General features: G+C 46.9%; 16 protein-coding genes. 7 read left to right on the top strand and 9 right to left on the bottom strand.

Annotated elements, in window-relative coordinates; translation table 11 throughout:
• Window positions 1-22: 22 nt before the first annotated feature.
• The 3 genes from KD145_RS03160 (at window position 23) to KD145_RS03150 (ending at window position 2,555) form a co-directional block, all read left to right on the top strand.
• On the top strand, window positions 23-880 hold the full coding sequence (locus KD145_RS03160; RefSeq protein WP_212004457.1) for an AraC family transcriptional regulator: 858 nt from the start codon (window positions 23-25) through the stop codon (window positions 878-880).
• Between the two features lie 85 nt (window positions 881-965).
• Window positions 966-1,535 (top strand): DUF417 family protein, encoded by a 570-nt coding sequence (locus KD145_RS03155; protein ID WP_212004456.1) that lies wholly within the window; start codon window positions 966-968, stop codon window positions 1,533-1,535.
• Between the two features lie 39 nt (window positions 1,536-1,574).
• Window positions 1,575-2,555: a hypothetical protein gene (locus tag KD145_RS03150; RefSeq protein ID WP_212004455.1), complete on the top strand. Its 981-nt coding sequence runs from the start codon at window positions 1,575-1,577 to the stop codon at window positions 2,553-2,555.
• Here the strand turns inward: KD145_RS03150 and KD145_RS03145 are convergent.
• Both KD145_RS03145 and KD145_RS03140 read right to left on the bottom strand, forming a co-directional pair.
• Window positions 2,541-3,641 (bottom strand): transglutaminase domain-containing protein, encoded by a 1,101-nt coding sequence (locus KD145_RS03145; protein ID WP_212004454.1) that lies wholly within the window; start codon window positions 3,639-3,641, stop codon window positions 2,541-2,543. The two genes, KD145_RS03150 and KD145_RS03145, sit on opposite strands and share 15 nt — an antisense overlap.
• A 199-nt stretch (window positions 3,642-3,840) precedes the next feature.
• Window positions 3,841-5,166 carry a sorbosone dehydrogenase family protein gene (locus tag KD145_RS03140; RefSeq protein ID WP_249219725.1) on the bottom strand — a complete coding sequence of 442 codons (1,326 nt, stop codon included), beginning with the start codon at window positions 5,164-5,166 and terminating at the stop codon, window positions 3,841-3,843.
• A gap of 4 nt (window positions 5,167-5,170) precedes the next feature.
• Here KD145_RS03140 and KD145_RS03135 point away from each other — a divergent pair, with 4 nt between their 5' ends.
• Window positions 5,171-5,389: a hypothetical protein gene (locus KD145_RS03135; RefSeq protein WP_212004453.1), complete on the top strand. Its 219-nt coding sequence runs from the start codon at window positions 5,171-5,173 to the stop codon at window positions 5,387-5,389.
• Window positions 5,390-5,398: 9 nt separating this feature from the next.
• Here KD145_RS03135 and KD145_RS03130 read toward each other — a convergent pair whose 3' ends face one another.
• A complete protein-coding gene (locus tag KD145_RS03130; RefSeq protein WP_212004452.1) occupies window positions 5,399-7,171 on the bottom strand; it encodes a hybrid sensor histidine kinase/response regulator in 1,773 nt (590 codons plus the stop codon).
• Between the two features lie 473 nt (window positions 7,172-7,644).
• Here KD145_RS03130 and KD145_RS03125 point away from each other — a divergent pair, with 473 nt between their 5' ends.
• Entirely contained in the window at window positions 7,645-8,328 is a 684-nt protein-coding gene (locus tag KD145_RS03125; protein WP_212004451.1) for a GNAT family N-acetyltransferase, read from the top strand.
• 34 nt (window positions 8,329-8,362) lie between these two features.
• Here the strand turns inward: KD145_RS03125 and KD145_RS03120 are convergent, their stop codons facing one another.
• Window positions 8,363-8,881: a VOC family protein gene (locus KD145_RS03120; RefSeq protein ID WP_212004450.1), complete on the bottom strand. Its 519-nt coding sequence runs from the start codon at window positions 8,879-8,881 to the stop codon at window positions 8,363-8,365.
• A gap of 242 nt (window positions 8,882-9,123) precedes the next feature.
• Here KD145_RS03120 and bluB point away from each other — a divergent pair, with 242 nt between their 5' ends.
• Window positions 9,124-9,777 (top strand): 5,6-dimethylbenzimidazole synthase, encoded by a 654-nt coding sequence (bluB, locus tag KD145_RS03115; RefSeq protein WP_212004449.1) that lies wholly within the window; start codon window positions 9,124-9,126, stop codon window positions 9,775-9,777.
• 29 nt (window positions 9,778-9,806) lie between these two features.
• Window positions 9,807-10,331 (top strand): hypothetical protein, encoded by a 525-nt coding sequence (locus tag KD145_RS03110; protein WP_212004448.1) that lies wholly within the window; start codon window positions 9,807-9,809, stop codon window positions 10,329-10,331.
• Window positions 10,332-10,423: 92 nt separating this feature from the next.
• Here the strand turns inward: KD145_RS03110 and KD145_RS03105 are convergent, their stop codons facing one another.
• From KD145_RS03105 to KD145_RS03085, 5 genes are all read right to left on the bottom strand, one after another.
• On the bottom strand, window positions 10,424-11,581 hold the full coding sequence (locus KD145_RS03105; protein WP_212004447.1) for a threonine synthase: 1,158 nt from the start codon (window positions 11,579-11,581) through the stop codon (window positions 10,424-10,426).
• 60 nt (window positions 11,582-11,641) lie between these two features.
• Window positions 11,642-12,541 carry a LysR family transcriptional regulator gene (locus KD145_RS03100; RefSeq protein ID WP_212004446.1) on the bottom strand — a complete coding sequence of 300 codons (900 nt, stop codon included), beginning with the start codon at window positions 12,539-12,541 and terminating at the stop codon, window positions 11,642-11,644.
• 140 nt (window positions 12,542-12,681) lie between these two features.
• On the bottom strand, window positions 12,682-13,371 hold the full coding sequence (locus tag KD145_RS03095; protein WP_249219724.1) for an ABC transporter ATP-binding protein: 690 nt from the start codon (window positions 13,369-13,371) through the stop codon (window positions 12,682-12,684).
• A gap of 2 nt (window positions 13,372-13,373) precedes the next feature.
• Complete coding sequence (locus KD145_RS03090; RefSeq protein ID WP_212004444.1) at window positions 13,374-14,636, bottom strand: ABC transporter permease; 1,263 nt, start codon at window positions 14,634-14,636, stop codon at window positions 13,374-13,376.
• A gap of 3 nt (window positions 14,637-14,639) precedes the next feature.
• Complete coding sequence (locus KD145_RS03085) at window positions 14,640-15,731, bottom strand: efflux RND transporter periplasmic adaptor subunit (RefSeq protein WP_212004443.1); 1,092 nt, start codon at window positions 15,729-15,731, stop codon at window positions 14,640-14,642.
• Window positions 15,732-15,733: the final 2 nt, after the last annotated feature.

Raw genomic sequence — 15,733 nt, 5'->3', positions numbered from 1 at the left:
TAGCCTATTTAAACCAACTATCATGAAAGCGGTACATGCAGATACAGGAGAATATTTATTCGGACTAAAGCCGGCAACAGCAGCTTCGCTGGCGCGGCCCTCACAGTTTTCGGAGTACACAGTTATATTTATACCATCCGGCAGTGGCACTTATCACGCCGATTTTAGTACGTTTTCCTTCAACGGCCCGGTATTATTGTTTGCAACACCTTTTCAGGCCCTGCGTTTGCAGGCAGATAAAGACATGGAAGTTTTGCTGCTGCAGTTCCATGGTGATTTTTATTGCATAGAGCAGCACCACAGTGACGTAGCCTGCAACGGACTGTTGTTTAACAATATTTATCTATGGCCTTATATTAGTCTGTCTGCCACCCAGGCAGCGGATTTTACGCAACTATTGACTCAACTGGACAATGAACTGCATCAGGAACCACCTTCCGGCATTGTATTAAAAGCCTATCTGCAGCTACTACTGGCCAAATCGAGCACCATCCGGCTGCAAACACAAACAGCCCGGCCGGATGAACAGCCGCGGGATCAACAGATGGAACAATTCCGACAGCTGCTGGACCAGCACTACCGGTCTTTGCACAAGCCTGCGGATTACGCCGCTATGCTGGCTATCTCACCTAATCATCTCTCCAAACGCTGTAAAGGGTATTTTGGCAAATCCCCGTCACAACTGATTCAGGACAGACTGGTGCTGGAAGCTAAAAAACACCTGCACCTTACCCGGAAGAGCATCAAGGAAATTGCCTATGAACTTCAGTTTGAAGATGAGTTTTATTTCAGCCGTTTTTTTAAGAAGATGACAAAAGTATCACCCCGTACTTTCCGCCGCAGAACGGGCATTTCGGTGGTGGCAGATTTGTCCATGTAATAACCTGTTCCTTCCATGGTCTGCCCCATGTGGCTGATCTACATTTGTGTAGTCATTATTGACGGTCACACACAAATGAATGAACATGAAAAACAAGCTACTGAACGCCATCGCAAATCTTGACCAGCTGGGTAAAAAAGCCATCCGATACGGTATTGTGCTGGTCTTCCTCTGGATCGGCGGACTGAAATTTTTTACTTATGAAGCTGATGGTATTGTGCCCTTTGTGGCCAACAGCCCCTTTATGTCCTTTTTCTATCATCACCCGGAAGAGTACAAAAGCCATATAAACAAGGAAGGAGAACTGATAACGGCTAATCATCAATGGCATGAGGCCAACAACACCTATGTGTTTTCCTATGGCCTGGGTATTTTTCTGATCATACTGGGTATATTGGTAGCCTTGTATAAAGTGGCGCCACTGGCCAGTATGGTGGGTAGTGGTCTTGTATTTGTGACGACGCTGGGTACGCTGTCTTTTCTGATCACGACACCTGAATCATGGGTACCACATCTTACAGATCATCAGTGGGGATTCCCTTACCTCTCAGGCCGCGGCCGGCTGGTAGTGAAAGATATTGTCATCCTGGGAGGTGCGCTGATCACCATGAGTGAGTCTGCGGCTATTTATCTGCAACGCAGGAAGGATGCTTAGTTTTAGGTATCTTTGAAGCTGGTAAAACAGCCATAGCATATGCAACAGCGGACTATCGAACATGCCTATACGCAAACAATTTCCTGGCGTAAGCACGACCTGGTAGACTGGGCTCTGGGAGAACAGATCTATTCTTCGGAAAAGAAACAACCAGGTGTTACCCGTCACTTTTCTTACAGCTTCGATGCAGCTATCACTTCGGCAGACGGACAATATACTTTGCTATATACCAAACTCGGCACCAAAGGACTGTTGCTCAAAAATGGGGAAATGCTGCGGGAGATCAATCGTTCCTATTATCATGCGGAAACATACGAATATCCGGCTGTATTTCTGGTGGCAGAAAACGGAAGGACTTACCTGGCGCATTGCCCTCAAGTATATTGTCAGTTGGAATTTGAGGATGTGGAATCAGGGGAGATCATTACCTGCATCGCCGGCCGCGCGCCCGCCGATTTTTTCCATTCCCGCCTGGAAGTCAGCCCCGACAATAAATGGCTCATCAGCAAGGGCTGGGTATGGCAACCGATGGATATGGTGGTTGCCTATCATATTCCTTCCTGTATGGAAAATCCGCTGTTACTAGACACCTGCTCCCTGCGTCCGGATGTGACTGTCGAAGTTAATACCGCCGGGTTCATCAGCAATCACGAAGTGCTGATCGGCGCTATTGATGGTGCTGACCTGTACGATGATGAAGAATCTGCTCCTTTGCTGCCAGGACAGCTGGCGATATGGGATCTCACTACTAGCAGTTTGTCTGCAGTTGTAACGGTGAATGGTCCCTTCGGCAATCTGTTTCCGATCAATGAAACCTATGCCTGGGACTTTTTCCGTTTTCCTAAAGTCATCAACTACAGAACCGGCGAAATCATTGACCAGCTGGAAGGATTTCCTGCCAGCGAACAGGCTTCATCCATCATCCATCATATTAAACCGCAGCAGATTGCCTACAGCAAAGAGCTGGACACAGTGGCCGTGCTCACTACAGATCATAAAGTAAGCTTATTTACCCGCTAACTGCACCGGTTCCCGGATAATGTTCACCTTATAACGGAAAGCCCTTTCGTAGTCAAACAGAATGTCTATGTAGTTCAGGTTTTCATCTGTAACCACATATTCAAAAGCGTAGCCGCGGAAGCTTTTGCGAAACGAAACGTATTGTTGTTTTTTCAGGGCAAAGGTATCCCATACTGGTTGCCAGCGCCGTCTGGATACTTTCTCCATGCGGTAAGTTGTAGGATTGCGGAACAGATTGGAGTTGGCCTGCAGATAAGTAAGCTGGCCGCGGTAAGTAAACCTGAATCGGATCGTATCTCCCTTACGGGCCTGGATAATGCCGGGCTCCGGTGACAACAGGCGAAGGTCACTGATAACACTGCCGGCAATGTATGGTGCAGCAGCAAACTTCTCTTTGGTATAGTTTTCCTTAAAAGCCCATTGTCCTTTCTCCGGATAATGGTTGCGGTGAAAATCACTGTAGGATGCCTGCCAGTAATAGTTATTGAACAGCTTTTCAAAAGATTGGAGCTTGCCGATATTTTCATCCTCATCACAGCCACCTGCAGCCCAGGTGGGATCTACCATATGCCAGGAACTGTCCAGGTACACAGCATTCCAGGCATGATCTACAGCGCCGGCACGGCCAATATGATAGTACCGTGTTTTAATATAACCACTGACCACTTCGCAACGGACGCCGGCAATGTTGCACATCTTCTTAAAGAGCCTGGCATAACCTTCACAAACACTCTTTTTCTTTTTCAGTATCCGTTGCAGGTATTTGTTTTCCCAGTCCTGCATCACCCTTTGGCAGTCTGTACCAGGTACACAGGGAGGTATGCGAGGTGCTGGTTTGCCTTTATTGACCGCTTTATAGTCATACGCGATATTATCGGTGATCCAGATAAAGATAGCCCTGGTTTTGGAAAGCTGATCGTTGTACGGGGTGGTTAGCTCACGGGTATGCGTATACACGTCGCCGTGATAACGGATTGTCCGGGCCAGACTGTCAGTGAAGGCGAAATCCTTCTTTGGCATATCAGCCTGCGGATAAACGTAAAAAGGTGTCAGCAGTATGGCCAGAAAAACACAGGTATAACGCATAGTGACTAAACGATAAAATCAGTTTCCTGGCCGGAAGATAAGTATTAAGCGATAACGGATGATTGTCTATCTTTAGGTAGATAAAATTACTGCACAGAATATCCGGGTCCATCATCTCCGCCAGCATCTTACTAACACATATAAATTAACAAGCCCCCAAAAGCACAATGTCTTTTGGGGGCTTGTTTTATATCAGTAATTATTTTTTATAGATAATGCGATAGATGGTGCCCATCTTGTCGTCAGACACGTAGAGGGAGCCATCAGGTCCTTGTGCAAGGCCACAGGGGCGGTGGGCAGCATCGCCAGGGGCGACAATATTTTCTTTGCCCGCAAATCCCTTGGCGAAGATTTCCCATTTACCGGAAGGAGCACCATTCTGGAAAGGCACAAAAGCAACGAAGAAACCCTGTTGTGGTTCAGGAGCCCTGTTCCAGGAGCCATGGAAGGCGATGAAGGCGCCGTTCTTGTATCTTTCAGGGAACATGTTGCCAGTGTAGAACAGCAGCCCGTTAGGAGCCAGGTGTCCAGGGAAAGTTACGATAGGATCATCGTATTTATCGGTAACGGCTTTTTTACCATCGCCGCCATATTCCGGAGAAATGATTTTTTTCTGCTGGAACTGATCGTAATAGATATAAGGCCATCCGCAATCAGAACCTTCATGCAGCTTGTACATGGTTTCTGCAGGCAGTTCTGCGGATGTTTTGGCATCATACAGTTCCGGGAAAAAATCGTGCAGGTTGTCGCGGCCATGCTGCATCACGTACAGCGCGTTGGTAGCCTGGTTCCAGTCGAGGCCCACCACGTTTCTAAGGCCGGTAGCGTATCGTTTGCCGTTGTGATAACCCTGATGCAGCTCGTTGGCTTTAAATACCCAGATGCCGCCTGCAGAGTCCAGTAAAGGGCAGGGCTGCATACCGGGAGAGCCTTTGGTACGGTCTTTTTCCTGGCATACATTGGAAGGTGCACCGATATTCACATAGAGGTTACCGTTATTATCCAGTGCAATGGATTTGGAGTTGTGCTGACCGCGGTCTATCAGGCCACTAACCAGCGTGTCCGGGTGCTGAGGGTCTGCTACTTCCAGCTTGTCGTTGAGTTTGTAGCGAAATACGCTGGTGTTGGAAGAGGCATACAGATAACCATCTTTAATGGCTATGCCGGTGCCACCATACGGCGCGAAGCCGCTATGCTCATCTGCACGACCATCCCCGTTTTTATCAGTCAGCACTACGATGCCGTTGCCTTTCACCGGTGATTCCAGTTTCACAAACACCACTCCGTTTTTGTTGACGGTCAGGTGCCTGGCGTTGCCGGTACTGTCGGCAAACCGCAGGGCGCCAAATCCTTCGGGGAGTTGCAGTCCTACGTTGCCACTGTCGGCTGTCAGTCCGGCTGTCGGCGGCTGAGCGTTGTTATGGCAACTGTGAAGAGCCAGCATGACAGACGGAAGCAAAAGGAACAGGCCTAACTTCTTTAAAGGCTTGCTGTCTGACAATGTCAGCGCTAATCCTGTTTTCATAGTAATGTATTTAGTACAACAAATAGATGCTTGTATCCATAGCCCATATTGGGGCGCAAGAAAATACGAAATTAATGGAAAGAATTTGCAAATTTCTGGTCAGCCGGTAATATCCATGAGTCGGGACCTGCCTGATAAAATAAATACACATGCCCGGGTGCGCAATATGGCACCGGAAATGAATCCGGGGATTAACAAATATCAAGGTGCAAACAAACGGTAATAGCAGATATTATGCCTGCGCCTGAAACTGAGGCAGGTGCCTGGACAAGGCCAGGTACAGTTCATTAAAATGCACAGGCTTGGAAATATAGGCGTTGGCACCTGCTCTTAGTATGTCTTCCTTCACGGAAGTAAAAGCATCTCCGGATACAATCAGCACTGGAATGTCTTTGAAGAGGGGATGGCTGCGTAAATGCTGAAGCAGTTCCTTTCCGCTCATATTGGACATATGCAGATCTGAGATGATTACATCGGGTCTTTCTATTTGTATCAGCTCCATAGCTTCCTCGCCTGTATGGCAGAGGGTAGAGGTAAGGCCCATATGCGTGAGTATCTTGGTGAGCAGCGAACTGCTGATAGGGTCATCTTCAATCACCAGCGCGGTGGCACCAGGAAATACGTTTCTGCGATAGTGCTGTTTGCTGGCTGTACTGCTTTTGCCTCTGGCGGCTTCCAGGGGTAGTGTGAAAGCAATGATGGTATGGGTATGCTTTTCATCCGGCTCAATAAATATCTGTCCGCCTAGCAGTTCTACCAGGTGTTTGGTGATGGAGAGCCCCAGCCCGGTACCTTCGGTGATCTGGTTGCGCTCAGATACAAAAGCTTCAAAAATCTGAGCAGCTTTTTCATGGTTAATGCTGCCCTGGTTGATCACCCTGAATATTACCTGATGATGCTCACGCTGACATCGGATTTCTACGTAACTATTGCCTGTGGCAAATTTCACAGCATTAGACAGCAGGTTGTTGATGATTTTGGTGAGGATGATCTTATCACTGTTGATGATAGCCGGTAATTGTTCGTCAAAACTTTCCCGGATGGTAATACCCCTGGAAAGTGCGATATACTGATTGATAGCGGTGCAATGTCCCACACACTCCTTCAGGTTAAGGGATTCTTTGGTAACAGTATTAAATCTGCCTGCATCAATACGCGACATGTCCAGCACATTGTTGATGATGTTTCGGGCAATATAACAGGCAGAATACAGATCGTCGATTTCCCTTTTTTCTTCTGCACTATAACCATTTCGTCTGAGCTGCAGCAGCTGTGCGATGCCGTAAATGGCATTCAGCGGCGTTCTGAGCTCATGGTACGTTTCACGCAGGAAGGTGCTTTTGGCAACAGAAGCATCTTTTAGTTTTCTTTCAGAATACAACAGCGCATGAATCTTACCGATATAGGAAGACATCACCAGAATGATCAATGCCAGAAAAGCGGAGGAGGTGATTAAATGTATGATATAGGCTGTATCCGGAGCCAGTTCCAGCGGAGCGATGAAACGCTGCCGCTGATTGACCTGTACCAGTATCAGGGCAATCACCGTGATGATCAGACAGGATACCAGTACCTTTCGCTCCTTGCTCAGGAAAAAGGTGCTGCACAGATGGAAAACGATCGTGGCCAGAAAAGCCATCACCAGATCTATAGGGATGGCCGTTCCAAAAACAGTACTCCAGTACACCGCAAAAACACTGTTGGCGATGAGCATCACCAGACTGGCCTTGAAATATTTTTTTAAATGGTTTAAAACGATCACATAAATAAAGGCAGCTGCCTCAATCAAAATGGGGAGGAGAATCACCATACTGGGATGCAGAGAATAAAAATAAGATCCAATGCCCAGTACCAGGATGGTCATGAGCAGTCCCAATGCATTTACCAGAATGACAGGTCTCTTGTCTTCCTTGTAAGTGAAGTCTTTGGTGCCGGCAAATAATGGTCTTCCTAAAAAATGGATAAAGCCGGATAGGATTTTGTTGTGAATGTACATGTCTAGCATTAAATAAGATTTTCAATAGTTTTTTGAGGGTCGCACGTTTCCTTTCAAATGTGTCTAAAGTGCGCAGGTAAGCATGTCTTTTACGGGTTTGATCTTGTGTTCAATGGTGGCTCCGTTTAGGGATTGTGACTGTTTTTTTGTCTAGTTGGCGAAGCTCACAGTAAATATAATAAAAAAATAAGATTAAAAGTGTAGTGTCATTCACTAAAAAACATTTTATAGCAGATGCTTGTCATGTACATTTAACAGAAAGATAAAATTCCTGCAATCTCTTTGCAGGAATTAGGTATGAACAAAGAAATCATCATGAAAAGTTAGGATGAAGATCTTACGGGAAGAAGGTGAATGTAGCTGCTGACAGCGCGAAAATGTACAGCATACATCTTACAGGCTGCTGTTGGTTTTATTAAATTTTTTATAGCTTGTAAACTTTATATTGAATTTAAAACATTGCAGCCCTGCGGGCTTTTATTATGAGTGAGATATTATTGGATAATCCGGCATGGAGCGCGCTGACAACCACCCAGGCACCTTTGTCGATGGGAACGGAGCGGGTGAAAAGATACCGGAAGGAGATTCTTTCCTTTATTGCCTGCGAAGATGCAAAACAAAGTGCTTTGGAAGAGTTGCAGCCATGGATAAACGAAGGGGAATCTTTTTATCTGATCGGTGAGCTGCCTGTGCTGTCGGCAGACTGGCAGATAGTAAATGAGTTGCCCTGTGCGCAAATGGTACTGCGGTCACAGGTGGTCCTTCCTGTAAAGGAACCGGCAACCATTACCATGCTGACAGCCGATGATGCCACTGCTATGTATGATCTGGTTAACAAGGTACAGCCAGGTTATTATAATCCGGGTACCCGTTTGCTGGGCACCTACTATGGCATTTGGCAGGAAGGCAGGCTGGTGGCCATGGCCGGAGAACGGATGCGTATGAGCGGCTTTACCGAACTGAGCGCCATCGTAACAGATCCTGCCTATACCGGTAGAGGTTATGCGCAGCAGTTGATCACACGGCTTTGCCACCAGCATGCCGAAGAAGGCGTGACCTCCATGCTGCATGTGTCGGTGGCAAATGAACGGGCCATTCGCCTGTATGAACATATGGGCTTCGTAACACGAAGAACTATCGTGTTCAGAAAGATCACCAGGGGATAGGTTTTTTTCTGAAAAAGTATATCCATGACCGTTATCAGGCAGGGATAGAAGTGCCGTAGGCTTCTTCCAGTGCCCGGAGGTCCAGTTTTTTCATTTTGAAAAGAGCAGCCATTACCCGGTTCAGCCGGTTGATATCCTTGTCCACCATCATATCAGCCAGCTGTACGGGTGCCACCTGCCAGGACAGACCGAATTGATCTTTTAGCCATCCACATTGGTCTGACTTAGGGTCGCCACCTACCCGGAGCTTTTCCCAGTAATAATCGATCTCTTCCTGATTTTCACAGTTTACCAAAAAAGAAACCGATTCGTTGAACTGAAACACAGGCCCGCCATTGAGTGCCAGAAACTCCTGCCCGTCGAGGGTGAACTCTACGGTGAGCACAGTGCCTTCCGGCATGTGATGAATCTCAAAGCCTGCTTTGGTGTAGTGGGAAATACGGCCTATTGATGAGTTGGGGAAGATGCTGGTATAAAACTTCGCGGCTTCTTCCGCCTGTTTTTCAAACCATAAATGCGGTGTAATCCTTTGGGAAATGATTTTCTTTGCCATAATTTTTTAGTTTAATAACTATTGAATAATAGTAGGGGGTCATTCAAAGGTAAAACGGTTTATACTGTACTCTGGGGGGATAGGACGACTTTAAAGAGGAGATTTGCGACATTCTTATTGCGTGTCTCCTTGTCTATGAAACAGTTTACTGCCGGAAATGTTATCAGACAACCTCAGGCTGTTTAATTGAAATTGGATAAATTAAATTGAAGTCAATATCTTCGATGATCATTGAAGACCATATGGATATACTAAATGGTAAATTGTTCACGGCGGCAGAAGCTACTGTTCTGGAAGATGTTATTGTTAACAGACGTGATGTACGGGGTAACCGTTTTCTTGATAAACCCATTGCCCCTGATACACTCAATAAAATACTGGATGCCGCCTTGCATGCGCCCTCAGTAGGTTTCTCCCAGCCATGGGAGTTTGTGCTGATTGAAGACAATCACTTAAAGCAGCAGATAAGAGACAGCTTTGCAGCAGAAAATGAAAAAGCCATTTCGTTGTTTGATGCAGATAAACAACCGGAATATATCCGGCTGAAGCTGGAAGGGATTCTGGAAGCACCGTTAAATATTGCCGTCTTTTATAAGCCGGCCGGCAAGCCGGTGTTAGGGCAAACTTCCATGGAGGAAGTAGGTTTGTACAGCGTAGTATGTGCTGTGCAAAATATCTGGCTGATGGCCAGAGCACTGAATGTAGGGGTAGGATGGGTGAGTATTCTGGACCCTGAGCAGGTAAAAAATATATTAAAAGCACCGGAAGAAAACAAACTGGTAGCCTATTTATGCCTGGGATATACAGATGGATTTTATACTTCACCGGAGCTGGAACTCTTACAATGGGAAAAGAGAAAAATGAAGGATACAGCCGTTTTTTATAATACCTATTAAATAATCTTATATAACCCAAACCAATACCTGTGAAATTTGTACCATTTGAAGATTATACTCTTATAACCTATTTGTCCCCGGAAGAAGTGAAGAGAAGGTTGGAAGAAAAACTGAATTTAAAACGCCGCACATTTTCCTTCAGTTTTGGGTCGCAGTCAGACCCAGACAGGCCTTATGAAGGGACTTTTCAGGGGAATAAATTTGTGATAAAGCGGATTATCAACTATCGTAATTCTTTTCTGCCGGAGATCACCGGTGTGGTTACGCATGAAGTAGTGCATACTGCGATAAAAATAAAGATGACGATGGCGGTATTTGTTTACGCTTTTTTGGCGATCTGGATGCTGCTGATGTCCGTGATTTTGTTTAGTGTTAAATCAAGCACCGGAGAGAATATCATTCCGCTGGGTATGTTGGGGAATATCCCTTTTTTGCCACAGGTGTTGTTGTGTTTGTTTGTATATGCTGTTACACTGGGGGCTTTTAAGTATGAAAGCATTAAATCCAAAAAATTCCTGGCAGCCTTATTTGAAGGCAGGGAGGAAGGAAAATAAAGCAGCATAATGCGAGGTAAGCGTATAAGTGTGAGAAGCCGCGCAAACATGAGCGTCGCGCGGCTTGATATTGTTGATAGAACAGGTGATCATTAGCGATATTTGTACCATGAGCCGGTGTTAAACAACAGCACTTCCTCATCTTCCTGGACCCAGTCTTTTTCAATGAGTTTTTTGAGTCCCATATAGGTGGCGCTACCTTCCGGTGATAATAGTATACCTTCGGTGGTGGCCATTTCCCGGATGCCTTCTTCCATTTCCTCTTCTGTTATGGTAAGGGCTTTACCATCACTTTGCTGAATTACTTCCCGCATCATGTCTTTTGCAAAAGGCTGTGGAACAGCCAGACCATAGGCTTTCGAGGGATAGGCCTGAAAATCTTCAGGGAGGTTTCCGTTTTCAATGTACTGAACCATAGGTGCACAATTTTGAGATTGAATAATGATCATTCTGGGTAGCTTGCTACCAATCCAGCCCAGCTGCTGCATTTCCCTGAAGGCTTTCCACATGCCTATCAGGCCAGTACCGCCGCCGGTAGGATATATGATGACGTCGGGAAGCTGCCAGTGCAGCTGCTCCGCTATTTCGTAACCCATGGTTTTTTTTCCTTCCAGCCGGTAGGGCTCTTTCAGCGTAGACATATCGAAGGCGCCGGTTTCTTTTACCAGCTGCCGGGCTATCTGACCGCAGCGGTCTATCAGACCGTCTGTCAGTATCAGCTCTGCGCCGTGCAAACGGCATTCTTCCTGTAAAGTGGCGGGCGTATGCCGCGGCATTATAACGGTGGCCTTGATACCTGCTTTGGCGCAATAGGCGCTCAGGGCACCGCCGGCATTGCCGGCAGAGGGCATGATACAGTGATTGACGCCCAGTTCCAGCGCTTTGGATACGGCCACACTGATGCCCCTTGCTTTGAAAGAACCGGTGGGATTCATACTTTCATCCTTTAACAGTACCCGTACTCCCAGTTTCCGGCTCACAGCAGATAACCTGTGCAAAGGTGTTCCGCCTTCGCCCAGGCTTACAATGTACCATGGGTCCATCACCGGCAGCATCTCCCGGTACCGCCATATAGTATGCTCCCGTCCGTTCAGAAAGGAAGGGTCTGGTAAATCACCACTATAGATTGTTATCAGCGGTTGCTGACAACAGGTGGCATAAGATTGCAATATCCCTGTTTCGTATAACCTTCCGCAACGGGGACACTGCAATGCAGTAGCCAATGATATGTTTTTTCGTGTAATAGTCATTCCCTGTAAATGTAGGAATGACCTATAACAAACAGATGTCGTTTTGGTTATAACCTATAACTATTGGTTATAAATGCTTCTGGCGAAGCGAATCAGTTTTTTATTCAGTTCATTGGTTTCTCCCTTACGCTGAATGAAGTAAAAACTTCGTTCTATATGCAACCCTTCGAAGAAAATTTCCGTAAGATCTCCCTGTTTTAATTCCTTCAGCACCGAACGTTTGGGCAGAAAACCAATACAGCCCGATTCTATCAGGAAGTTCTTTAATGCTTCGGTGCCACCCAGCCGCGCTTTTACCTGCAGATCGTTGATGCCGGTCTTGTTTTTTTGTAAAGCATACTTCAGTGCTTCCAGCGTACCGCTGCCTCTTTCCCGCAAGGCTACCGGCATCTGCAGTACCGCTTTTAAAGGATAGTGCCGGGTCTTTGAAAAATCACTTTTCCGCCCACAAACTGCAATCACCTGGTCGTTGATAAACGGATGGTACACCACATTCGTCAGCTTTCCCCGGCCTTCAATAATACCCAGGTTGATATCCTGGTTAAGCAATGCCTCCAGCACAATTTCCGCATTGCGATTCAGCAGATTGATCTCCACCTGCGGATATTCCTGCTGAAATACGGAAAGCACTTTGGGCAGAATATACAAGGCCACCGTAGTGCTGGCACCCAGTTTCAGCACACCTTTGGCCTGATGCTTGTCACTGAAGGCCGCCATCTCAAACTCCGTTTCCGCCTGTATGTTTTCTACCTGTAACAAACGCTTCAGTAAATAACTGCCGGCATCCGTCAGTGAAATCTGTATGCCTTTGCGCTCAAAAAGTCTGGTCCTGTAATACTCTTCCAGGTACTTCACATGTTTGCTGATGGCTGGCTGCGATATAAACAACGTCTGACTGGCCTTGGAGAAACTTTTCTCTCTGGCTACTTCAATAAAGACCTGATGGTGCGTAGAGAGCATAACAGCTGTATTTGTATCAACAATTTACAACAATTTCCCAGGGCTGAAGCCCTGGGCTAAAATTGATATTAGCCTTCTTATTGGCTTGGGGAATAATAATTTAATCTGATAGCTTTGGGGATTAATGAATCGTGTAGTCTTTAACGTGAGTTACTTGTTCCATTCGCAATGCTGCCATCTACCAGGTGAATAATATGGTCTGAACGCCGCGCGAAATCTTCATCATGGGTAACAGTGAGTATGGTTTGTCCTTTTTCGGCAGATAATTGTCTAAAGAGGTCAAATACGATAGCGGCGTTATGACTGTCCAGATTACCGGTAGGCTCGTCACCCATGATGATCAGCGGCTCGTTGATCAGTGCACGGGCAATGGCTACCCGCTGCTGCTGGCCACCGGAAAGGAGAGAAGCCCGTTTGGTGGCTTGTTCTGACACGTCCAGCAGCTGCAGGATGTCCATAGCCCGATGCTCAATTTCTGCAGGGCTGTACCTGGCCAGTTTGAGGGCCGGCAGCATCACGTTCCGGAGCACACTGAACTCAGGCAGCAGATAATGAAACTGAAACACAAAGCCAATATGGTGGTTCCTGAAATCGGCCAGCCATCCGTTTTTCTTGCCACGCATCTCTTCATGGTTGATGCGGATACTGCCATCAAAATCTGTGTCCATAGTGGATAACAGATATAACAGGGTGGACTTGCCACTGCCGGATTTGCCGGTAATAGAAATAAACTTTCCCTGTTCTATATCAAAATTCACATCCGTCAGCACCTGTAAGCGTGCCGGCTGAAAAAAATACTTGTTGACGTTCCTTACTTCTATCAGGTTCATGGTCATCCTCTTAAAATAGTGATAGGATCTACATTGGCGGCTTTGCGGGAAGGCAGGTAGCCCGCCAGGGTAGTGGTGAGAATACCGAAAGTAAAGCCGGTAACGTAATATACGATACTGAAGCTGACGGGCATATGGTCCAGTGTGATCATCACATCACTCTTATAAGGCATTTTGGATATGCCATAGGCGGCAAGGAAACCAAATACCAGCCCCATCAAAGAGCCGGTTATACCGATGATCAGGGCTTGTATCAGGAAGATCCGGCGGATATCAGCATCAGAGAAACCCATGGCTTTTAAAATAGCAATGTCTTTCATTTTTTCATAGATCATCATGGTGAGGATGTTGAAGATACCGAAACCGGCTACCAGCAAAATGGTGATGGCCACACCGTAAACGATCATATTACGGAGCGCATCACCTTCCAGCAGTGCGGCATTGTCCTGCTTCCAATCTGAGCCGTGAAAGCTGTATTTGTCCTGCAGTTCCCGGCTCATCTCCGGAGCCAGCTCCATATCATGCAGTTTTATTTTGATGTCGGTGATATAGGAGGCTGGCACTTCCAGAAAACGCTGCACGGTATTGAGGCTGGCATAACTCTGCTGTTTGTCGATGTCTGTCATGCCTGTTTTGAAGATGCCCACCACTTTTATGGAAAAGTTGTTGCCCTTTTCAGTGGTCACTTCCAGCCGGTCGCCTGTTTTTACATTAAGGCGTTTGGCCAGTCCTACGCCTAATACCAGGCTGTTGGGCAGCGTAGCCAGGTCTTGAAAGCTGCCGTCCAGCAGTTTGGCCTGAAGATGAAAGAGGGCATTCTCTTCTTCAAAGCGGATACCATTGATGGAGCCGTTGATTGTACTGGAGCCGAGGCGGTAAAAGACCTGGCTGCTGATGGATCCGGAGATAGCGGCTACGCGCGGGTCCTGTTGCAGCTCCTGCACAATCTGCCGGCCGTCTTTCAGGTTGAGCAGGATATCTTTGGGTTTCACATGGGCCACGATGTTGATGGCATGCGGCTCAGCCTTGTCCAATACACTTTCGGATGCGGTCTGTACTTCGTTGTACAGGCGGAGGTGCGGTGATTGTTCAAAGGCCACGGCCTTCACAAAATCATTGGAGCCCTGTATAAAGCTGACCAGGAAGATAAACACGGTAATGCCAAAGGTGACGCCCACCGTGGCAATGATGGTTTGTTTCAGCCTGGCCCGCATATGCGTGAGGGCAATAGAGGCGGCCAGTTTTATGTTGGTAAACAGTTTCATGTGTCATTCTTTTATAGCGATCACATCACCGGCTTTGAGACCTGATTTAACTTCCACCCAGCTGCCGTTACGGATACCAGTAAGGATAGCTGTTTTGTGAAGTTTGCTGCCTTGTAGCAGGTATACGCTGTCACCTTTCAGCAGGTAGTCTGCAGGTACTACCAATACGGTGACATGTTCCCGCACAAGGATGTTCGCTTCTACAGACGATTGAGGGTAGAATTGCGCTGTATCCTGTACGGCTGCTTCTACCTGAAAGCTGCGGCTTTCTTTTTGCAGCAGTGGAATGATCTTGTTGACACTTGCCACAAACTGTTTGCCTTTATATACGTCTGTTTCAAAATATACTTTCTGGCCAATCTTCACATGGCTGATATCACGTTCATCTACCAGCAGTTCCAGTTTGAATTGTCCTGGTAAACCCACCATAAGCACGGGATCATTCAGTTGTGCGAGTTCTCCTTCTTTGAGATAAACCTTGTATACATATCCGTCAACCGGACTTTTTAATACTTTGCCTTCCCGGCCCTGACTGGTAGCGGCCAGCTGCTGACGGGCCTGTAGTAGTTTCCCGGTCAGTTCATGTTGCTGAGTAAGATATTGTTCCTGTAATGTCTTGTATGCTGTAGCGCTGCTGGCTGCCTGCATCCGGGCCTGTTCTGCATCTTTTTCGGAAACAGCCTGGCTTTTGGCCAACTCAGTATAACGGTCAGCATTCAGGGCGTCCTGTTCCTGTTGGGCTTTGGCCAGGGCGATACGTTTTTGCAGCTCACTGAGCGATGAAGAGCCTGGCTGTGCATTTTTACCGGCCAGAGCTACCTGGCTGTGCTGAATGTCTTCCTGTGTCAACTGGCTGGGAGTGCCTAATACAGCCAGCACTTCATTTTTATGGACCGCGTCACCTTCTTTCACCATCACTTTCATCAGCAGGTCGGCTGCATTGGACTTCAGGAAATAATAGGCTTCAGGCATGATCTCTCCCGAAGCGTATACCGCTTCGTTCAGGGGGCGTGACTGTACCGTATAGGTAGCGGTTTTTTGTTTGCAGGCAACAGCCATGAAAACAGCGAGTGCTATGATCAAAAACTTTTTCATGC

Source organism: Chitinophaga sp. HK235 (assembly GCF_018255755.1).
GTDB lineage: Bacteria > Bacteroidota > Bacteroidia > Chitinophagales > Chitinophagaceae > Chitinophaga.
The sequence above is the reverse complement of the archived record's forward strand: the minus strand, read 5'-3'. Positions and strand labels throughout refer to the sequence as shown.